Source organism: Streptomyces sp. NPDC111516, assembly GCF_055635345.1.
This window is the reverse complement of record NZ_JBVKBV010000001.1, coordinates 320,146-341,081: the sequence shown is the minus strand read 5'-3', so window position 1 is coordinate 341,081 and position 20,936 is coordinate 320,146. Positions and strand designations below refer to the sequence as shown.

16 protein-coding genes are annotated in these 20,936 nt (G+C 71.0%); 12 read left to right on the top strand and 4 right to left on the bottom strand.

The window, feature by feature from the left end:
* Positions 1–38: 38 nt before the first annotated feature.
* Positions 39–797 carry a class I SAM-dependent methyltransferase gene (locus ACZ7L9_RS01580; RefSeq protein WP_471411504.1) on the top strand — a complete coding sequence of 253 codons (759 nt, stop codon included), beginning with the start codon at positions 39–41 and terminating at the stop codon, positions 795–797.
* Positions 798–1,117: 320 nt separating this feature from the next.
* Positions 1,118–1,507 (top strand): DUF3040 domain-containing protein, encoded by a 390-nt coding sequence (locus ACZ7L9_RS01575; protein ID WP_471411502.1) that lies wholly within the window; start codon positions 1,118–1,120, stop codon positions 1,505–1,507.
* 493 nt (positions 1,508–2,000) lie between these two features.
* Here the strand turns inward: ACZ7L9_RS01575 and ACZ7L9_RS01570 are convergent, their stop codons facing one another.
* The 4 genes from ACZ7L9_RS01570 to ACZ7L9_RS01555 all read right to left on the bottom strand — a co-directional run bounded on the left by ACZ7L9_RS01570 (position 2,001) and on the right by ACZ7L9_RS01555 (position 7,769).
* Positions 2,001–4,472 (bottom strand): transglutaminase TgpA family protein, encoded by a 2,472-nt coding sequence (locus tag ACZ7L9_RS01570; RefSeq protein ID WP_471411500.1) that lies wholly within the window; start codon positions 4,470–4,472, stop codon positions 2,001–2,003.
* The gene (locus ACZ7L9_RS01565; RefSeq protein WP_471411498.1) at positions 4,469–5,863 is read right to left on the bottom strand and encodes a DUF58 domain-containing protein; all 1,395 of its coding nucleotides are present in this window, start codon (positions 5,861–5,863) and stop codon (positions 4,469–4,471) included. Before ACZ7L9_RS01565 ends, ACZ7L9_RS01570 begins: the two co-directional genes overlap by 4 nt.
* Positions 5,863–6,924 carry an AAA family ATPase gene (locus ACZ7L9_RS01560; RefSeq protein WP_471411496.1) on the bottom strand — a complete coding sequence of 354 codons (1,062 nt, stop codon included), beginning with the start codon at positions 6,922–6,924 and terminating at the stop codon, positions 5,863–5,865. The genes ACZ7L9_RS01565 and ACZ7L9_RS01560 overlap by 1 nt, the downstream gene beginning before the upstream one ends.
* A 275-nt stretch (positions 6,925–7,199) precedes the next feature.
* Positions 7,200–7,769, bottom strand: coding sequence for a beta-class carbonic anhydrase (locus ACZ7L9_RS01555; protein ID WP_471411494.1), 570 nt, complete (start codon positions 7,767–7,769; stop codon positions 7,200–7,202).
* 380 nt (positions 7,770–8,149) lie between these two features.
* Between ACZ7L9_RS01555 and rsmH the strand changes: the two genes are divergently transcribed.
* The 10 genes from rsmH (at position 8,150) to ACZ7L9_RS01505 (ending at position 20,892) form a co-directional block, all read left to right on the top strand.
* The gene (gene rsmH, locus ACZ7L9_RS01550; protein ID WP_471411492.1) at positions 8,150–9,115 is read left to right on the top strand and encodes a 16S rRNA (cytosine(1402)-N(4))-methyltransferase RsmH; all 966 of its coding nucleotides are present in this window, start codon (positions 8,150–8,152) and stop codon (positions 9,113–9,115) included.
* Positions 9,116–9,164: 49 nt separating this feature from the next.
* Positions 9,165–9,752 (top strand): cell division protein FtsL, encoded by a 588-nt coding sequence (ftsL, locus tag ACZ7L9_RS01545; RefSeq protein WP_471412736.1) that lies wholly within the window; start codon positions 9,165–9,167, stop codon positions 9,750–9,752.
* Positions 9,753–9,756: 4 nt separating this feature from the next.
* Positions 9,757–11,739, top strand: a complete 1,983-nt coding sequence (locus tag ACZ7L9_RS01540; protein WP_471411490.1) for a peptidoglycan D,D-transpeptidase FtsI family protein — start codon at positions 9,757–9,759, stop codon at positions 11,737–11,739.
* Positions 11,740–11,757: 18 nt separating this feature from the next.
* Positions 11,758–13,482, top strand: a complete 1,725-nt coding sequence (locus ACZ7L9_RS01535; RefSeq protein ID WP_471411488.1) for a UDP-N-acetylmuramoyl-L-alanyl-D-glutamate--2,6-diaminopimelate ligase — start codon at positions 11,758–11,760, stop codon at positions 13,480–13,482.
* A gap of 4 nt (positions 13,483–13,486) precedes the next feature.
* A complete protein-coding gene (locus tag ACZ7L9_RS01530; RefSeq protein WP_471411486.1) occupies positions 13,487–14,893 on the top strand; it encodes a UDP-N-acetylmuramoyl-tripeptide--D-alanyl-D-alanine ligase in 1,407 nt (468 codons plus the stop codon).
* Positions 14,890–15,960, top strand: a complete 1,071-nt coding sequence (gene mraY / locus ACZ7L9_RS01525; RefSeq protein WP_384456309.1) for a phospho-N-acetylmuramoyl-pentapeptide-transferase — start codon at positions 14,890–14,892, stop codon at positions 15,958–15,960. The genes ACZ7L9_RS01530 and mraY overlap by 4 nt, the downstream gene beginning before the upstream one ends.
* Positions 15,957–17,384, top strand: coding sequence for a UDP-N-acetylmuramoyl-L-alanine--D-glutamate ligase (gene murD, locus ACZ7L9_RS01520; RefSeq protein ID WP_471412734.1), 1,428 nt, complete (start codon positions 15,957–15,959; stop codon positions 17,382–17,384). Before mraY ends, murD begins: the two co-directional genes overlap by 4 nt.
* 113 nt (positions 17,385–17,497) lie before the next feature.
* Positions 17,498–18,946, top strand: coding sequence for a putative lipid II flippase FtsW (gene ftsW, locus ACZ7L9_RS01515; protein ID WP_471411484.1), 1,449 nt, complete (start codon positions 17,498–17,500; stop codon positions 18,944–18,946).
* 6 nt (positions 18,947–18,952) lie between these two features.
* Positions 18,953–20,047 (top strand): undecaprenyldiphospho-muramoylpentapeptide beta-N-acetylglucosaminyltransferase, encoded by a 1,095-nt coding sequence (gene murG / locus ACZ7L9_RS01510; protein ID WP_471411482.1) that lies wholly within the window; start codon positions 18,953–18,955, stop codon positions 20,045–20,047.
* Between the two features lie 50 nt (positions 20,048–20,097).
* The gene (locus ACZ7L9_RS01505; RefSeq protein ID WP_471411480.1) at positions 20,098–20,892 is read left to right on the top strand and encodes a cell division protein FtsQ/DivIB; all 795 of its coding nucleotides are present in this window, start codon (positions 20,098–20,100) and stop codon (positions 20,890–20,892) included.
* Positions 20,893–20,936 lie beyond the last annotated feature (44 nt).

Sequence of the window (20,936 nt, the reverse complement as noted above, 5' to 3'; positions counted from 1 at the left end):
GCCGTCAGTGGCGGCACCGTGCCGAGGAGTCATCTGCCGTGTCGGACCAGCTGCGCCCCCGCGCCTCCCTCCGTACCGCTGTGGTCTGGGAGGTCCTGAAGGACGCCCTCGACCATCAGGTCAAGGCGACCGGCCGGGACGCCCTGGACGTCCTGGACACCGGCGGCGGTACCGGCAACTTCGCGGTGCCGGTGGCACGCCTCGGCCACCGGGTCACCGTCGTCGACCCCAGCCCCAATGCGCTCTTCGCCCTGGAGCGCCGCGCCGCCGAGGCCGGGGTCGCCGACCGGGTCCGCGGGGTTCAGGGCGACATCCACGGCCTGTTCGAGGTGGTCGAGCGCGGTGGTTACGACGCGGTGTTGTGCCACGGAGTCCTGGAGTACGTGGACGACCCCGCCGAGGGTGTGCGCAACGCGGTCGAGGCGCTCCGTCCGGCCGGTGCGCTCAGCCTGCTCGCCGCCGGGCTCGGCGGCGCCGTCCTGGCCCGGGCGCTCGCCGGTCACTTCACCGAGGCCCGGCAGGCGCTCGGCGACCCGGCGGGCCGCTGGGGCGAGGGGGACCCGGTGCCCCGGCGCTACACCGCGGAGCAACTCACCGAGCTGGTCTCCACGGCGGACGTCGAGGTCGGCTCGGTCCACGGCGTACGGGTCTTCGCCGACCTCGTACCGGGCGTCCTGGTGGACACCGAACCCGGCGCCATGGAGGCCCTGCTGAAGCTCGAGGCGGCGGCGGCCGAACTGCCTGCCTTCCACTCGGTCGCGACGCAGCTGCACGTACTGGGTACGAAGCGCGCCTGAGGCGTTCCGGGCACGAAGCGCGGCCGTGCGTGGCCGGGTGCCGGTGGTAGCGCGGCTGTAGCGCGGCTGATCAGGGACGCAGCCGCAGATGGAGTACGGCCCAGGACCCCCGATCGGGGGCTTCGCCCCGTATGATCGGGGGACACCATCCGGCATGACGGATCGGAGGTTGGGGAATCAACGCCTCAGCAGCTGAGCCGTCGTGGCGGCCCGGACTGGCTGATTGGCAAAGAGGGCGGGTTTCACGGGGGCGAATCCCTGCCTATCCTGGAAGGGCCGCATACCGGCCGCCCCCCGCGGCCGACGACGAGGAGGACTCCGTGCCGCTCTCGGAGCACGAGCAGCGAATGCTCGAGCAAATGGAGCGAGCGCTGTACGCCGAAGATCCCAAGTTCGCGACAGCGCTCGAGGGAAGCGGGCTGCGTACGTACACCCGGCGACGGGTCTACCAGGCGGTCGCAGGCTTCCTGGTGGGTATCGCGCTCCTCATGGCCGGAATGGTCGCCCAGCAGATCTGGATCAGCGTGGTGGGGTTCCTCGTCATGCTCGGCTGTGCGGTTCTTGCGGTCACTGGTTGGCGCAAGGCGCCCAAACCGGGCGAACGGCAGGCAGCCGGAGGCGGCGACAGCCGCCGCCCCAGGCAACGCCGGACCGTGATGAACCGGATCGAGCAGCGGTGGCAGCGCCGCCGTGACGAGCAGGGCCAGTAGGCCCCGGACGATCTTTGGGTGAGGGGCGGCCGCGTTTCCGCGGCCGCCCCTCATGCGTGCCCGGGCCGGGCCGTCCGGATCGGCCCTCGCTGCCGCCTTTGTCCTCGGTCGCCGGGCAGGCTGGAGAGTCAAGCCCGCGCGCCATTCAGGCCAGGGCGCCTGGCATCGCGCATGTCCCGCCCGCTCACCGTTCCTGGGCGGTGAGCAGGAGTGAGTCCTGTCTCACCGGTACGCCCCGAACGGTCTTGGGCGCACTGGTCCTCTGCTTTCGCGGCCTGGTCGGCGACGCATATCCCGGATGCGGTCCGTCCCGGGCGGGCGGAATCCCTACGACCCGGCCACGTGGGTGTGGCCAGAGGCGACAGGGAGGCCCCGAACCATCACGCTGGTGATACGGGGCCCCGACTGCTGATGCCGCACCCGGCGTCCCAGATCGCGTCACACACATGACGCACACCCCGTCAGGCACACCCACAGACCGGAACACATTCACTCAATCGTGCCTGTGTTCGCTAAAACAAGGTGTTGGCCCAGCGGTTGTGACCCCCTGCTGGCGGGACGGCCGTCGCAGCCACCCCGTCCACCGGTCCCGGCCCCACCGCGCCGCCCACCTGCCGGTGAACGCGGCCCAGCGGTCCGACGCCGCCCAGATCACCCGAACGGCCGAGCGCGGTGCCATGATCGCGCGCGCCCTGGCGAACCGGCCGGACGACGCCCGCAGTCCCGCCCGTACCGCCTCCACGTCCTCGGCGAGCCCGGTACCCGACCGGGGCTCCGGAGCGTAGAGCACCTGCTCCACAGCCCCCGCCACCCGGTGCACCGCGGCGGCCCCGTCGGGTTCGAGCCGGCCCAGCCGCACCACCCTGGCCGCCGTCCTGCGCGGGGTCCGGGAGTCGTCCGGCTCGATGCCGTGATCCCATGCCGTGTCGATGATCTCCCGCCAGGCCGCCAGCGTTCTCGCCGTCGCATCCGCCGGCGTACGCCCTGCGGAGAAACTCAGCCTGTGCTTGCGTACCCGAAGCCGCCAGAGCATCGGCAGCAACGGCAGCACCAGGATCACCAACGCGCCCAGGACCACGCCGAGCACGGTGCCCGTGGGCGTCCCGGAATCCGTCGGGGCCACCACTCCCGGCGCTGCCGAGCTGCCGCACTCGCCCTGTTTGCGCATCTGAGCCGGGCAGCTCTCCGCGACGGACGGTGCGACCGTCGGAGCGGCCGACGCGCCCTTCTCCGGCCGGGCCTGGTCGGACGTGCCGCCCGACGGGGCGTCCGGCTGGGTGTAGGACGGGGCGGTACCCCGCGTCGGGGTCGGCTCGAAACGGGTCCACCCGACACCCTCGAAATACAGCTCCGGCCAGGCATGCGCATCGCGCAGTCCCACCGAGAACGAACCGTTCGACTGCGCGGTGCCGGGAGTGAAGCCCACCGCGACCCGGGCCGGAATGCCCAGCGTGCGCGCCATCGCGGCCATCGTGAACGAGAAGTGGACGCAGAAGCCCCGCTTCTCCTTCAGGAACCGGCCGATCGCCGCGCTCCCGGTGCCCGAGTTCACCGAGGTGTCGTAGCTGAAGCCACCCTCCGAGGCGAAGAAGTCCTGCAGCTTCACCGCCCGCTCGTAATCGTTGCTCGCGCCCTTCGTCACCCGGTCCGCGGTCTGCCTGACCACCTTCGGCAGGGAGTCGGGAACACGGGTGTACTCGCGCTGCAGAGCGACCGGCGCGGCACCCGCCGCGGCCAGCTGATCGGCGGTCGGCTGGACCACCAGACTGGAGACCTGGTACTGCGCACCGCGGGTCGTCTCCCCGCCGTCACCGACGAGGGTCCGTCCCATCGGCTCGTACCGCCAGCGTCCGCCGATCCTGACCTCGGTCGCGGGGTAGGGGAGCGGCAGATAGGTCTGCTGGTAGGAGCTCGACGCGGAGATGTTCGTGCTGGTCTCCGTGACCATGACGTCCGGGCCGAGACCTTCCGGGGCCGGGAGTCGCTTCGGCACACCCTTCAGGCGGCGCGTGGAGGGCCGCCACTCGTTCCCGTTGAACCGGTCCAGGGCCAGGATCCGCAGGTAGAAGCCCTGCGGGTCAGTGGAATTGGTGCGGTAGGACATCACCTCCCGGTTCTCCGGCTGGTTCAGGTTGTTCTGCAGCGAGACCAGAGGGTTCACCGCGGAGATGGTGCCGCCGCCGTTCCCCTTGCCGTTCCCGTCCCCCGTACCGGCCAGCAGGCCGCTGTCCAGCGCGGGCAGCGCCGCCGGTACGAACAGCGAGATCCCCAGCGCGAGCGCACCGATGCGGCGTCCGGTGCGGACCGGGGCCGTCGGGCGGTCGGCGGAAAACGCCGCACCGGCCGTCGCGCCGCCCCGGGATCCGGCCGCGCCGCTGAAGACCCGTCCCCACTGGGAGAGCCGGTCCCGGCCCTCGGCCAGCAGAAGCAGCAGATAGCCGCCGGCCGCGAGCAGGAACCAGAGCCAGTCCGCTCCGCCCTCGGACAGCCCCGCGGCAACCGAGTACAGCGCGAGGAGCGGCAGGCCGGCCGGGGCCGCGCTGCGAAACGTCACAGCGAGGGCGTCCACGATCAGGCCGACCAGCAGGACACCGCCGATCAGCATCAGCCGAATGCCGTCCGTCACGGGCGCCGGAGCGGCGTACCTTCCGACATCGTCGGCGCCCGACATCAGCAGATCCGCGAGCCGCTGGACGGCCTCCGGACCCGGCAGGAGCCCGATCAGAGCCTGCCCCCTGGCGAAGACGACCGTCAGCAGGACGAGCGTGACCAGCGTCTGCGCCACGACGACCAGCATCCGGGGCATGGGCAACCGGCGGGCGAGCATGCCCATCCCGCTCTGAACCGCCAGCAGGAACGCGGCCTGCAGGATCCACCCGGCGGGCTCGACCAGCGGCAGCATCGAGCCCGCCGCCATGAGCGTCGCCGCAAAGGCGCACAGCGTCAGCCGACCGCGACCGCTCATGACCATCCCCCGGAGAAACCTGTCGTGCCATCTGTGGTGCCGCCGACGGCAGCCGTCTGCGTCGCCACGCCCGGGTGTCCCGCCGCCTGCTGCCAATACCGGGCGAGACCGGTCCCGGGCGCCACGGCCACCGCCGTCCAGCCCGATTCGCGCAGCAGCCGAAGCCGCCGCTCGAACGCCGCGTCCGCACCCGCGGGCGGGACATCGTCATGTACCCAGGCAGTGCTGTCCAGTACGAACGCGACGGCGCCGCCACTGCGCTGCCGCATCCGGGCCGCCACCGCCGCCTGCTCCTCGTCCAGATCACCGAAGAACGCGATCAGCAGGCCCTCGTTGCCGCCGCGCAGCACGTCGTACGCGCGCGACAGACCGCCCCCCTCGGAGTGGCCGACCACCGCCAGGGTGTCCATCATCAGCCCCGCGGAGTCGGCGGACTCCTGTGTCGATCCGGCGAAGCCGCCCTCGCCCTCGCCCGGCACCGCGTTCCCGTCGTCGGTCAGCAGCCGGACCGCGAAGCCGCGCTCCAGCATGTGCTCCAGCGTGGACGCGGCCCCCGACACCGCCCACTCGAAGGCGGAGTCGGGCCCCGACCCCTGATGGGCGATCCGCCTGGTGTCCAGCAGGACCGTGCATCTGGCCCGCTGCGGCTGCTCCTCGCGGCGCACCATCAGCTCGCCGTACCGCGCGGTGGAGCGCCAGTGGACCCGGCGCAGATCGTCGCCGTGCCGGTAACCGCGCGGAATCACGTCGTCGTCACCGGCCAGCGCCAGCGAACGCTGCCGTCCTTCGCCGTACCCCGGGGCCTCGCCCGCCAGCCGTACGGGCGGCAGCGGCTCGGTCCGCGGAATGACGACGAGGGTGTCGTACGCGCTGAAAGAACGGGTCAGCTCACACATCCCGAACGGATCGCTCAGCCGCAACTGCAGCGGCCCCAGCGGATAGCGCCCACGCAGATCCGACCGCACCCGGTAGGACACCTCGCGACGGCCGCCCGCCTCCACCCGGTCCAGCACGAACCGGGGCCGCGGCCCGAGCACATAGGGCACCCGGTCCTGCAGCATCAGCAGCCCGGTCGGCAGCCGGGACACATTCTCCATCCGCAGATGAACCCGCGCCTCCGTGCCCGCGGACACCCGGGAGGGCGAGAGCCGCCGGGTGCCCGTGACCCGGTAACGGGTGCGGACGAGCACCACCACACAGACCAGCGGCAGCGCGGCGAGCAGCAGCCCGACCCGCAGCAGGTCCGCCTGCCCCAGCACATAGGCGCAGACCGCCGCGGCGACACCGGCCGCGAGGAAGGACCGCCCACGCGTGGTCAGTCCGCTCAGAGCGGCCCGCAGAGCGCCCTTTCCGTCGCCGTCGTCCATCGAGGCCGGCCCCCCGGCGGTCATCACACCCGCCGTACGCCGGGCTGCTGCCGGCCGTACACCGGACGGCCCGGCTGGTGCTGGGGCTGCACCCGTGGGACGCCACCGCCACCGCCATCGCCGGCCGTCGGCACCGGTGTCTGTCGGAGGATCTCCAGCACGACCTGCTCGGCGGTACGGCGGTTCAGCTGGGCCTGTGCCGTCGGCAGCAGTCGGTGCGCGAGCACCGGGACCGTCAGCGCCTGCACGTCGTCCGGCAGGCAGTAGTCCCGGCCGCTCAGCGCCGCGGACGCCTTCGCCGCGCGCAGCAGGTGCAGGGTGGCCCGCGGCGAGGCGCCGAGTCTGAGATCGGGATGGCTGCGGGTGGCCCCGACGAGCTCCACCGCGTACCGCCGCACGGCGTCGGCCACATGGACCGTCCGTACCGCGTCGATCAGCTTCACGATGTCGTGGGCGTGCGCCACCGGCTGGAGATCGTCGAGCGGCGAGATTCCGCCGTGCACATCGAGCATCCGCAGTTCGGCCTCCGCATTCGGATAGCCGATCGACACCCGCGCCATGAACCGGTCTCGCTGGGCCTCGGGCAGCGGATAGGTGCCCTCCATCTCCACCGGGTTCTGGGTGGCCACCACCATGAACGGGTCGGGCAGCTCGTACGTGTGCCCGTCGATGGTGACCTGGCGCTCCTCCATCGACTCCAGCAGCGCCGACTGGGTCTTCGGCGAGGCCCGGTTGATCTCGTCGCCGATCACGATCTGGGCGAAGATCGCTCCCGGCTTGAACTCGAAGTCGCGCCGCTGCTGGTCGAAGATGGACACACCGGTGATGTCCGAGGGCAGCAGGTCCGGCGTGAACTGAATACGCCGCACCGAGCAGTCGATGGACCGCGCCAGCGCCTTGGCCAGCATCGTCTTGCCGACGCCGGGGACATCCTCGATGAGGAGATGCCCCTCCGCCAGCAACACGGTCAGCGAAAGCCGTACGACCTCGGGCTTGCCCTCGATCACGCTCTCCACCGACCTGCGCACCCGCTCCGCAGTCGTGGTCAGATCTGTGAGGCTCGCTCGATCGTCATAGGTCGTCACCCGGCCCTCCTCGGCCCTGCCCCACGCTCACCAGGAGCAGGGGATCCCCTTCACGGACCGACACGCCTGCAGCGGCCCGGCCCACCCCGAAACACGGACACCCCTCCGGAAAGGAAACGTCCGGCGAGATGCCACATGCGCATTCTTGTTGCCGTTACCGCTTCGTGTCACTCGCCTGTGGATAAGTCGCGGCGATATGTCCGGTTCGGTGGGTTTATTGGCTCCCGATGAACGACACCGGACGGTATCCCGAGGGACACCGTCCGGGCCCGCGGTCAGGATGAGGAGGACGGGAAGATCTCGCGCAGCAAGCCGCTGGTCACATCGAAGACGAAGCCGCGGACGTCATCGGTGTGCAGCAGGAACGGCGAGGTGCGCACGCGCTGCATCGACTGCCGTACGTCCTGGTCCGCGTCCTTGTACGCCTCGACGGCCCAGACCGGACGCTGGCCGACCTCGACCTCCAGCTCCTGGCGGAACTCCTCCGTGATCGATTCCAGGCCGCAATTCGTGTGATGAATGAGTATGACGCTGCGGGTGCCCAGAGCCCGCTGGCTGATGGTCAGCGAACGGATCACGTCATCGGTGACCACGCCGCCCGCGTTGCGGATGGTGTGGCAGTCGCCGAGCGACAGGCCGAGAGCGTCGTGCAGGTCGAGCCGGGCGTCCATGCAGGCGACCACGGCGACGCGCAGCACCGGCTTGGCGTCCATGCCCGGGTCCTCGAACCCGGCGGCGTACCGGATGTTTGCCTCGACCAGGCGGTCGGTGACCGTGCCTCCGGTGCGGGCCCGGTCGGCAGGCGGCGCGGAAGGCCCGGCGGGGGAGTGTGCGGAAGTCGACATGGTTATGACGTTAGCTCTCGGCGGTGGTCGCGTCGCGCTGTGAGAAGGGACAAAGAACGTCAACGAGGCTTGTTGTGAGGTAACCCACAAGCCTCACAGTTGTTCAGTCGGCCGGGTGGACAGGGGGGGCGGGGCGACGCGGTGCCCCGTTGATTGATCGGGAATCGATCGAATGGCAGGGTGGACTAAAGTGACGGGAAGTTACCGACACCCTGCACATTCCGTAGATTTCCCCCGTGTGCGGCGTACGTACGGTCCGGCCCTCTCCCGCTCGCCGGTCGGCCGACGCCTCTTCCCCGGCGCCGGCCGCCCTCCCCTTCTGAGCGGGCGGGGACCAGGCCGTACGTGCCACCGCACGGGACCTGAGCCTGAGAGGGCGCATGAGCCAGACCCGACACGTTCCGGTGATGCTCCAGCGGTGCCTGGACCTGTTGGCCCCGGCTCTGGAGGCGCCGGGCCCGCAGCAGCCGGTGGTTGTCGACTGCACCCTCGGCCTGGGCGGACACAGCGAGGCGCTGCTCTCCGCCTTCCCCTCCGTACGGCTCATCGCGCTGGACCGCGACAAGGAGGCGCTGCGGCTCTCCGGCGAGCGGCTCGCCCCGTACGGCGACCGGGCCACCCTGGTCCACGCGGTCTACGACGAACTGCCCGAGGTGCTCGCCCGACTGGGCATCCCGAAGGTCCAGGGCATTCTCTTCGACCTCGGCGTCTCCTCCATGCAGCTGGACGAGGCCGACCGTGGATTCGCGTACGCCCAGGACGCCCCTCTCGACATGCGTATGGACCAGACGGCCGGTATCAGCGCGGCCGAGGTGCTCAACACCTATCCGCCGGGCGAACTGGTACGGATCCTGCGGGCGTACGGCGAGGAGAAGCAGGCCAAGCGGATCGTCTCCGCGATCGTGCGCGAGCGCCAGAAGGAGCCGTTCAGCAACAGCGCCCGGCTCGTCGAGCTGATCCGGGACTCGCTGCCGCAGGCCGCCAAGCGCACTGGCGGCAACCCCGCCAAGCGCACGTTCCAGGCACTGCGCATCGAGGTCAACGGCGAGCTCGCCGTCCTGGAGCGGGCGATTCCGGCCGCCGTGCAGAGCCTCGCGGTCGGCGGCCGCATCGCTGTCCTCTCGTACCACTCGCTGGAGGACCGGCTGGTCAAGCAGGTCTTCGCGGCGGGCGCCGCGACCACGGCGCCGCCCGGACTGCCGGTCGTGCCCGAGCGCTACCAGCCCCGGCTGAAGCTGCTGACCCGCGGCGCGGAGCTGCCCACGGAGGAGGAGGTCGCCGAGAACCGGCGCGCCGCTCCCGCCCGGCTGCGCGGCGCCCAGCGGATCCGCGAGGAGGAGCGATGAGCATCCGGTGTCCGGGAACCCGGACACCGGCGACGTCCGGGGCGGCGCGGTGAGCAAGGCGGCCGGGCAGCTGAAAGGGCGGGCGGCGCGGCTTGCCCGGCTGATGCCGGCCGGGCCCAGCAACGCGGCCCGTACCCCCTTCGTCCTGCTGGTGGTGCTGCTCCTCGGCGGCGGTCTGATCACGCTCCTGGTGCTCAACTCGGCGCTCAACGAAGGATCGTTCAGGCTGAGCGAGCTGAAGAAGCGGACCACCGAGCTCACCGACGAGCAGCAGGCCCTCCAGCGTGACGTCGACAGCTACTCCGAGCCGGACGCCCTGGAGCGGCGCGCCCGCGAACTGGGCATGGTGCCCGGCGGCAGCCCCGCCTTCCTCGACCCGGACGGCAAGGTCCGCGGCGTCCCCGCCGAGACCACCGCCGAGCCGGCCCCCGCACCGCCGCCGCGGAAACCCCGTACCCCCGAGAAGCCCCCCGCGACCGCCCCGTCCGCCGGCGCCCCGGCGTCGGCCACCGGCTCGCCCTCGCACTCTCTCTCGGCCACCCCTTCGGGCGCCGCCGTGAAGCCCAGCACCTCCGCGGCCCCGCATGCCGGGCCGCGTACTCCGGCAGTCCAGCCATCGACGAGCCCCGGCAGGTGACGCAGTGTCTCCCAAGGAACCACCGCGCCGCCGGGTCCCCGGCCCCGCGCGCCCCCGCAGCGCCGCAGGCGGCCAGGGGCGCCCCCGACCCGCCGCCCGCCGCCGGTCGTCCCCGGCGCCACGCGCCGGCGCGCCCCGCAACCGGTCCGCGCGCCCCCTCCGTCTCGGCAGCCCGCGCCCCCGGCTCCGCCTGGTCAGCGTCGCCCTGACGCTCGTCATGCTGGTGTTCGTCGTCCGGCTCCTCCAGGTCCAGGCCGTCGACGCCAACGCGTACGCGGCCAAGGCCAAGGAGAACCGCTACCTCAGCTACACGATCTCCGCCGAGCGCGGCGAGATCACCGACCGCAGCGGTATCGCGCTGGCCACCAGCGTCGACGCGTACGACATCACCGCCGACCCGTCGATGTTCACGCCCGAGTTCAGCAAGGCCCCCGACGCGCCCCGGCAGGCGGCGGCGCTCCTCGCCCCGATCCTCGGCGTCGACGCCGCCGAGCTCACCGCGAAACTTTCCCAGAAGGGCCGTTACACCGTCCTGGCCCGCCGCCGCACCCCGCAGGTCTGGAATCAGATCAGGGACCTCAAGTCCGTCTTCGCCGAGAAGGCGGCGAAGGACAAGGCGGCCGGCGGTCCCGGAGCCAATGTGCTGGCAGGGGTCTTCCAGGAGTCGACCACCAAACGGGTCTACCCCAACGGAGGGCTCGCCGCCGGGATACTCGGCTATGTCAACGCCGAAGGCAAGGGCGCGGGCGGCCTCGAATCGCGGCTGGACAAGGAGCTCGCGGGCGAGGACGGCACGATCAGGTACGCCCAGTCCGGCGGCCGGCGGGTGCCCACCGCGGGCACCAAGGAGGTCCCGGCCGTCGCCGGGTCCGACGTCGAGCTGACCATCGACCGCGACATCCAGTGGGCCGCCCAGCAGGCCATCACCGACCAGGTGAAGAAGTCCAAGGCGGACCGCGGCTACGTGATCGTGCAGAACACCAGGACCGGCGAGGTCCTCGCCATGGCCAACGCGCCCGGCTTCGACCCCAACGACCTCTCGCAGGCCGACGCCGCCTCGCTGGGCAACGCGGCGCTCCAGGACGTGTACGAGCCCGGCTCCACCAGCAAGGTCATGTCCATGGCCGCAGTGCTGGAGGAGGGCGTCGCCACTCCCGGCACCCACGTCACCGTACCCAACCGGCTGCACCGCGGGGACCGGCTCTTCAAGGACGACATCGACCACCCCACCTGGTACCTGACGCTCAACGGCGTACTCGCCAAGTCCAGCAACATCGGCACCATCCTGGCCACCGGGGAACTCGGCAGGACCCAGGCCCAGGCCAACAAGGTCCTCTACTCCTACCTGCGCAAGTTCGGGATCGGCTCGCCGACCGGCCTCGACTACCCGGGCGAGACCCCCGGCATCCTCGCCAAGCCCGAGAACTGGTCGACCTCGCAGCAGTACACGATCCCGTTCGGCCAGGGCCTCTCGCTCAACGCCATGCAGGCCGCCTCCATCTACTCGACGATCGCCAACGGCGGGGTCCGCGTCGCGCCCACGCTGGTACGCGGCACCAAGGGCCCCGACGGCCACTTCAAGGCCGCCCCCGCTCCCGAACGGACCCGGGTGGTCAGCGAAAAGACCGCCAGGACGCTCGCCACCATGCTGGAATCGGTGGTCGGGGACGAGGAGGGCACCGGAACGAAGGCCAAGATCCCCGGCTACCGGGTGGCAGGCAAGACCGGTACCGCCAACCGGGTCGACCCCGTACGCGGCGGCTACCACGGCTACACGGCGTCCTTCGCGGGCTTCGCACCCGCCGACGACCCGCAGATCACCGTCTACTGCGCGATCCAGAACCCCACCAAGGGCAGCTACTTCGGCGGCCAGATCTGCGGACCGATCTACAAACAGGTCATGGAGTTCGCGCTGAAGACCCTCCAGACCCCACCGTCCGGCAGCGAGCCAGCCCGGCTGCCGGTGTCCTTCCAGCCCGGCGAGTGAACACGGGGAAACCGACCAGTGACAACCATCACCCCCGATCCCGGGAACCGGAACGGGAACCACCAGAACCCCGCCCCCTCACTTCGCGAGAGGCCGGGTGCGCCCGGTACGCTCACCGCCGTGCCCCACGCTGATCAGTTCCAAACCACCCAGAAGGACGCCCCTGTGAACTACCCGGGAGCGCCCCGCCCGGACCGGATCGGGCCCACGCCCCTCGGCGATCTGGCAGCCCGGCTGGGAGTCGAGCCGCCGGGAACCGGCGAGGTCACCGGCATCACCCACGACTCGCGGGCGGTCCGCCCCGGCGACCTGTACGCGGCCCTGCCGGGCGCCCGCTTCCACGGCGCCGACTTCGCCGCCCAGGCGGCCGGCCTCGGCGCGGCCGCGGTACTCACCGACCCGGCGGGCGCCGAGCGCGCCGCCGCCACCGGACTGCCGGTGCTGGTCACCGAGGACCCGCGCGGCCGGATGGGCGAACTCGCCGCCGAGATCTACGGACGGCCCGGCGGCGACCTCCTTCAGATCGGCATCACCGGAACCTCCGGGAAGACCACCACCGCGTACCTCATCGAGGGCGGCTTCCGCGGCGCCGGGCGCGCCACCGGGCTGATCGGCACCGTGGAGACACGGATCGGCGACGAGCGCATCAAGTCCGAGCGGACCACCCCGGAAGCCACCGACCTGCAGGCCCTGTTCGCCGTCATGCGCGAACGCGGGGTCGACTCGGTGACCATGGAGGTTTCCAGTCATGCCCTGGTGCTCGGCCGGGTCGACGGCTGCGTCTTCGACGTCGCGGTCTTCAACAACCTCAGCCCGGAGCACATGGAGTTCCACACCGGGATGGAGGACTACTTCCAGGCCAAGGCGCAGCTCTTCACCCCCCGGCGCAGCCGGCAGGGCGTCGTCAACTTCGACGACGAGTACGGCCGCAGGCTGATCGCCGAGGCGACCGTCCCCGTCGTCACCTTCTCCGCCGAGGGCCACCCGGACGCCGGCTGGCGCGCCGAGGACGTCGAAGTCGGGCCGCAGGGCTCCACCTTCACCGTCGTCGGCCCCAAGGACGAGCGGATCGCCGCCAGTGCCCCGCTGCCCGGCCCGTTCAACGTCGCCAACACCCTCGCCGCGATCGTCACGCTCGCCGTCGCGGGCCTCGACCCGCAGACCGCTGCCGACGGCGTCGCCGCCGTTCCGGGCGTGCCCGGCAGGCTGGAACGCGTCGACGCCGGACAGCCGTACCTCGCGGTCGTCGACTACGCGCACAAGACCGACGCCGTCGAATCCGTGCTGCGCTCCCTGCGGAAGGTCACCGAGGGCAGGCTGCACATCGTCCTCGGCTGCGGCGGCGACCGTGACGTCACCAAACGTGGCCCGATGGGCGCCGCGGCGGCCCGTCTCGCCGACACCGCAGTACTGACCTCCGACAACCCCCGTTCCGAGGACCCCCTCGGAATCCTCGCCGCCATGCTCGCGGGCGCCGCCGAGGTGCCCGTCCACGAGCGGGGCGACGTCCTGGTCGACGCAGACCGGGCCGCCGCCATCGCCGCCGCGGTCGCCCGCGCGGAGCCCGGTGACACCGTGCTGATCGCCGGCAAGGGCCACGAGCAGGGCCAGGACATCCACGGCGTGGTACGCCCCTTCGACGACCGCGTGGTCCTGCGCGCGGCCATCGAACGCTCCCTGGGGCGCAGCGGCACCGACAACACCGCCCACCGCGCCCACACCCACGAGAACAGTCAGGGATGACCAAGTGATCGCCCTTTCCCTCGCCGAGATCGCCGAAATCGTCGGCGGGCAGTCGTACGACATACCCGATCCGGCAGCAACCGTCAGCGGTCCCGTCGTCATCGACTCCCGAGAGGTGAAGCGCGGCAGCCTGTTCGTCGCCTTCGCCGGGGAGCGGGTCGACGGCCACGACTACGCGCAGCGCGCCGTCGAGGCGGGCGCGGCAGCCGTGCTGGCCGCCCGCCCCGTCGGTGTTCCGGCGATCGTCGTCGATGACGTGGTGGCCGCCCTCGGCGCGCTCGCCCGCGCTGTCGTCGGCCGCCTCGGTACCACCGTCGTCGCCCTCACCGGCTCCGCGGGCAAGACATCCACCAAGGACCTCATCGCCCAGCTCCTCGAACGCAAGGGCCCCACGGTCTACCCGGCGGGCAACCTCAACAACGAGATCGGCCTGCCGCTCACCGCCCTGCGCGCCACCGAGGACACCCAGCACCTCGTCCTCGAAATGGGCGCACGCTACGTCGGTGACATCTGTTACCTCACCGGCCTCGTCCCACCCCGGATCGGCCTCGTCCTCAACGTCGGCACCGCCCACATCGGCGAGTTCGGCGGCCGTGAGCAAATCGCCAGGGCCAAGGGCGAGATGGTCGAGTCGCTGCCGGAGGACGGCCTCGCCGTGCTCAACGCCGACGACCCGCTCGTGCGGGCCATGACCTCCCGTACGAAAGCCCGGGTGCTGCTCTTCGGCGAAGCCGCGGATGCGGACGTACGGGGAGAGAACGTCCGTCTCACCGACGACGGCCGTCCCGCTTTCAAGCTCCACACACCCACCGGGTGCAGCGACGTGACCATGCGCCTGTACGGTGAGCACCACGTGTCGAACGCGCTCGCCGCGGCCGCCGTCGCCCATGAGTTGGGCCTGTCCGCAGACGAGATCGCCGAAGGGCTCTCCGAGGCGGGCACCCTCTCCCGCTGGCGCATGGAGGTCACCGAGCGTCCGGACGGCGTGACGTTCGTCAATGACGCCTACAACGCGAACCCCGAATCCATGAAGGCAGCGCTGCGCGCGCTGGCCGCCATGGGGAAGGGCCGGCGTACGTGGGCGGTGCTCGGCCCCATGGCCGAGCTCGGCGACGCCTCGCTCGCCGAGCACGACGCGGTCGGACGGCTAGCTGTCCGACTCAACGTCAGCAAGCTCGTCGCGGTCGGAGGCAGAGAGGCCTCCTGGCTGCAACTGGGCGCATACAACGAGGGTTCGTGGGGTGAGGAGTCGGTGCACGTGTCCGACGCACAGGCTGCCGTCGACCTGTTGCGCAGTGAACTGCGCCCGGGAGACGTCGTGCTGGTGAAGGCGTCCCGGTCGGTCGGCCTGGAGCAGGTCGCCATGGCACTGCTGGAGAACGCGTCCGAGGGCGAGGTCGCCGGCCGATGAGGCAGATCCTCTTCGCGGGGGCCATCGGGCTCTTCCTGACCCTGGTCGGAACTCCGCTGCTGATCAAGCTGCTGGCCCGCAAGGGATACGGGCAGTTCATCCGGGACGACGGCCCGCGCACCCACGGGTCCAAGAAGGGCACGCCCACCATGGGTGGTATTGCCTTCATCCTGGCGACGATCATCGCGTACGTCCTGGCGAAGGTGATCACCGGCGAGGAGATGCGCTTCTCCGGTGTGCTGGTGCTCTTCCTGATGGCCGGCATGGGTCTCGTCGGCTTCCTCGACGACTACATCAAGATCGTCAAGCAGCGCTCGCTGGGTCTGCGGGCCAAGGCGAAGATGGCGGGCCAGCTGATCGTCGGCATCGCCTTCGCGGTGCTCTCGCTCCAGTTCGCCGACGCCCGCGGCAACACCCCTGCCTCCACCAAGCTGTCGTTCGTCGCGGACTTCGGCTGGTCGATCGGCCCGGTGCTGTTCGTCGTCTGGGCGCTGTTCATGATCCTCGCCATGTCCAACGGCGTGAACCTGACGGACGGTCTGGACGGCCTGGCCACCGGTGCGTCGGTGATGGTCTTCGGCGCGTACACCTTCATCGGGCTGTGGCAGTTCCAGGAGTCCTGCGCCAACGCGACGACCCTGACCAACCCCAACGCCTGTTTCGAGGTACGAGATCCACTCGACCTGGCGGTCGTCGCCTCCGCGCTGATGGGCGCCTGCTTCGGCTTCCTGTGGTGGAACACCTCGCCCGCCAAGATCTTCATGGGCGACACCGGCTCGCTCGCTCTCGGCGGCGCCCTCGCGGGTCTGGCCATCTGCTCCCGTACGGAGTTCCTGATGGCCGTACTCGGCGGCCTCTTCGTGATGATCACCATGTCCGTGGTCATCCAGGTCGGCTCCTTCAAGATGACCGGTAAGCGGGTATTCCGGATGGCGCCGCTCCAGCACCACTTCGAACTCAAGGGGTGGTCCGAAGTCCTTGTCGTGGTCCGCTTCTGGATCATCCAGGGCATGTGCGTGATCGTCGGACTCGGTCTCTTCTACGCGGGATGGGCAGCCGAGAAGTGAGCAACCAGGACTGGCAGGGCAAGCACGTCACCGTCGCGGGACTCGGAGTCTCCGGAATCCCGGCGGCCACGGTGCTGCACGGCCTCGGCGCCGTCGTCACGGTGGTCAACGACGGGGACGACGAGCGTTCCCGTACGCAGGCCGCGGAGCTGGAGGCGCAGGGCATCACCGTGCGCCTCGGCGACGGGGCGACCCTGCCCGAGTCCACCGAGCTCATCGTCACCACCCCCGGCTGGCAGCCCGACAAGCCGCTCTTCACCGCAGCCGCCGAGGCGGGCGTCCCGGTCTGGGGCGACGTCGAACTCGCCTGGCGGCTGCGTGGCCACGGCGGCAGGGAACCGGCGCCCTGGCTCGCGGTCACCGGTACCAACGGCAAGACGACGACGGTACGGATGCTCGCCTCCATCCTGGAGGCGGCCGGGCTGCGCACCGCCGCGGTCGGCAACATCGGCGTCTCCCTCCTCGACGCCGTCCTCGGCGACGAGGAGTACGACGTACTCGCCGTCGAGCTGTCCAGCTACCAACTGCACTGGGCGCCATCGCTGCGCGCCCACTCGGCGGTCGTCCTCAATCTGGCCCCCGACCACCTCGACTGGCACGGCTCCATGGAGGCGTACGTCGCGGACAAGGGCCGGATCTACGAGGGCAACCGCGTCGCCTGCGTCTACAACGCGGCCGAGAAGGCGACCGAGGACCTGGTCCGCGCTGCCGACGTCGAAGAGGGCTGCCGCGCCATCGGCTTCACCCTGGGCACGCCGGGCCCGTCCCAGCTGGGCGTCGTCGACGGCATCCTCGTCGACCGCGCCTTCGTGCCGAACCGGCAGAAGCAGGCCCAGGAGCTCGCCGAGGTCACCGACGTCAACCCGCAGGCCCCGCACAACATCGCCAACGCCCTGGCGGCCGCGGCCCTGGCCCGCGCCTTCGGTGTCGAGCCCGCGGCCGTACGGGACGGACTACGGGCCTTCCGCCCCGACCCGCACCGCATCGAACATGTCGCGGATGTCGCCCAGGTCGCGTACATCGACGACTCCAAGGCCACCAACACCCACGCCGCCGAGGCCTCCCTCGCGGCCTACGACCCGATCGTCTGGATCGCCGGCGGCCTCGCCAAGGGCGCCACGTTCGACGAGCTGGTGACCGGGGCCGCCGGGCGGCTGCGGGGCGTCGTACTGATCGGCCGGGACCGGGGCCTGATCCGCGAAGCCCTCGCGCGACACGCCCCCGAAGTCCCGGTGGTCGACCTCGACCGGACCGACACTGGGGCGATGTCCGAGGCGGTCCGCGAGGCGGCACGGCTCGCCCGGCCGGGAGACACCGTACTGATGGCCCCGGCCTGCGCCTCGATGGACATGTTCGTCAATTACAACAAGCGGGGCGAGGCATTCGCGGACGCGGTCCGCGCACTCGCCGCCGAGAGCGCCTGACGGGCCCGGCCTCCGCACCGTACCGTCCCGGACGACCGGGTGCGGACGGCCGCGCCACGGGCCGCGGCCCGTGGCGGCGACCCCGGGCACGAGCAGTGGAGGGGACAGCGACAATGCCGGCCGAAGAGAGCTCCGCCGCACCCCGTGGGGACCGCTCACGGGCCACCGCGGCGATCAGCCGGGCGCTCGCCCCGCCGCTCCTCGCCGGCGCGGCCGCCCCGGCGCCGCTCGGCCCAGCCTTGCGGGTCCGGTCGGTCACCGGCTCCCGGCGACCCTCGGTGCCCCGGCCCAACGGGCGTTCCACCGGCACCCCCCGTGCCCCTCGCGGTGGCGGCGTGCGGCGGATGTACGAGCGGGCGCGCCGGGCCTGGGACCGCCCTCTGACCGCGTACTACGTGATCCTGGGCGCCGGCCTGCTGATCACCGTGCTCGGCCTGGTGATGGTCTACTCCGCCTCGATGATCAAGGCCCTGGAGCTGGACAAACCCGGCACCTACTTCTTCCGTAAGCAGTTCCTCGCCGCCGTCATCGGCGCCGGACTGATGGCGCTCGCCGCCCGGATGCCTGTCAAACTGCACCGGGCTTTCGCCTACCCGCTGCTCATGGGAGCCGTCTTCCTGATGGTGCTGGTCCAGGTGCCCGGGATAGGGATGTCGGTCAACGGCAACCGGAACTGGCTCTACCTGGGCGGCCCCTTCCAGCTCCAGCCCAGCGAGTTCGGCAAGCTCGCCCTGGTCCTGTGGGGCGCGGACCTGCTCGCCCGTAAACAGGACAAACGGCTGCTGACGCAGTGGAAGCACATGCTCGTCCCGCTCGTCCCGGTCGCCTTCATGCTCCTCGGACTGATCATGCTCGGCGGTGACATGGGCACTGCGATCATTCTCACGGCGATCCTGTTCGGACTGCTCTGGCTGGCCGGGGCGCCGACCCGGCTCTTCGCCGGGGTGCTCGGCTTCGCCGGAGTGATCGCCTTCGTGCTGATCAAGACCAGTCCGAACCGGATGTCCAGGCTCGCCTGCATCGGCGCCAGTGAACCCGGACCCGGGGATTCCTGCTGGCAGGCCGTGCACGGAATCTATGCTCTGGCGTCCGGTGGATGGTTCGGTTCCGGGCTCGGTGCGAGTGTGGAAAAATGGGGTCAACTACCTGAACCGCACACCGACTTCATCTTCGCCATCACCGGGGAGGAACTGGGGTTGGCGGGGACGCTGTCGGTACTCGCCCTCTTCGCGGCTCTAGGCTATGCGGGTATCCGCGTGGCCGGACGCACGGAGGACCCCTTCGTGAGGTACGCCGCGGGAGGTGTGACCACCTGGATCACGGCGCAGGCCGTGATCAACATCGGTGCGGTGCTCGGCCTGCTGCCGATCGCCGGTGTCCCGCTCCCGCTGTTCTCCTACGGAGGATCGGCCCTGCTGCCGACCATGTTCGCTGTCGGGTTGCTGATCGCGTTCGCGCGAGAGGATCCCGCCGCGAAGGCGGCCCTGGCTATGCGGAGGCCCGGGGTGAGATGGAAGACGATGAGACGGCGCGTCAAGAAGCGTCCGTCCGGAGAGCGGTGAATTTCGGTGCATGTCGTACTCGCCGGTGGGGGGACCGCCGGCCACATCGAGCCCGCGCTTGCCCTCGCGGACGCCCTGCGCAGGCAGGACCCGACCGTGGGAATCACTGCCCTCGGCACGGAGCGCGGACTCGAGACCAGGCTCGTACCCGAGCGGGGGTACGAACTCGCCCTGATCCCGGCCGTGCCGCTGCCGCGCAAGCCCACCCCGGAACTGATCACCGTCCCGGGACGGCTGCGCGGCACCATCAAGGCCGCCGAGCAGGTCCTGGAGCGCACCGAGGCGGACTGTGTCGTCGGCTTCGGCGGCTACGTAGCCCTGCCCGGGTACCTCGCCGCCAAGCGGGCCGGAGTGCCGATCGTCGTCCATGAGGCCAACGCCCGGCCGGGCCTGGCCAACAAGATCGGTTCCCGGTACGCCCACGGGGTCGCCGTCTCCACCCCCGACAGCAAGCTGCGAGGTGCCCGCTACATCGGCATCCCGCTGCGCCGGACCATCGCCACCCTGGACCGGGCCCGGGTCCGTCCCGAGGCGCGTGCGGCCTTCGGCCTCGATCCCAACCTGCCGACGCTGCTGGTCTCCGGCGGCTCGCAGGGCGCCCGCCACCTCAACGAGGTGGTCCAGCGGGTCGCCCCGCTGCTGCAGCGCTCCGGGATCCAGATCCTGCACGTGGTCGGCCCGAAGAATGAATTGCCGCGCGTCGACAACATGCCCGGTATGCCGCCTTACATCCCGGTACCGTACGTGGACCGGATGGATCTCGCGTACGCGGCGGCCGACATGATGCTCTGCCGCGCGGGCGCGATGACCGTCGCCGAACTCTCCGCCGTCGGGCTCCCCGCCGCCTACGTACCGCTGCCCATCGGCAACGGCGAACAGCGGCTGAACGCCCAGCCGGTGGTCAACGCCGGTGGCGGTCTGCTGGTGGACGACGCGGCGCTCACCCCCGAGTGGGTACAGGGCAACGTCCTGCCGGTGCTCGCGGATCCGCACCGGCTGTACGAGATGTCCCGCGCCGCCGCCGAGTTCGGCCGCAGGGACGCCGACGACCTGCTCGTCGGCATGGTGTACGAGGCGATTGCCGCACGCCGAGGCGCGTGAGGCGGACGGGTCCGGGGGCGGCGCCCCCGGACCCGGCATAAGGAGCGAGCGTGGCCGGACCGACGACCGCCCAGCGCGGTGCAGCGCAGCAGGAGGACTCCCCGGCCCGCCCGCCGCGCCCGCGCCCCGAAGGGCGCAGGCGGCGCAGCCGCAGACAGCTGATCGTCATCGGCGTGCTGGTGCTCCTGTTCGGCTCCGGCGCTGCGTGGGCGCTCTACGGCTCCTCCTGGCTCCGGGCCGAACAGGTCAGGATCACCGGCCTCGACGTGCTGACACCGGCCGAGGTGGAGGCCGTCGCGGCCGTACCGATCGGCGCTCCCCTGATCTCTGTGGACACCGATGCCATCGCCGACCGGTTGCGCCGGAAGCTGCCCCGTATCGACTCGGTGGATGTCGTGCGGTCGTGGCCGCACGGAATCGGGCTCAAGGTGACCGAACGGCAGCCGGTCCTGTTGATGAAAAAGGGCACAAAATTTACTGAAGTGGACGCGAAAGGAGTGCGTTTCGCAACGGTGGACAAATCGCCCGGGCATGTACCTCTGCTTGAATTGACACCTGATCAGTCAGCGAGTCTGCGCCGCTTCGGCAGTGCCCGGCTGGTGCGGGAGGCGGTCCGGGTCGCGGGTGGACTTCCGGAGGGCGTGGCCAAGGACACCAAGGTCGTACGGGTCACCTCGTACGACTCGATCTCCCTGGAACTCACCCGTGGCCGCACGGTGATCTGGGGCAGCGGCGAGGACGGGCCGGTGAAGGCGCGAGTCCTCACCGCTCTCATGAAAGCCGCTCCCAAAGCGGGACACTTCGACGTGAGTGCACCCACCGCCCCTGCCGTGTCGGGTAGTTGACGCACATTTGGCCTGGCCAGCACCCTGGTTGGTCAGCGCTACGG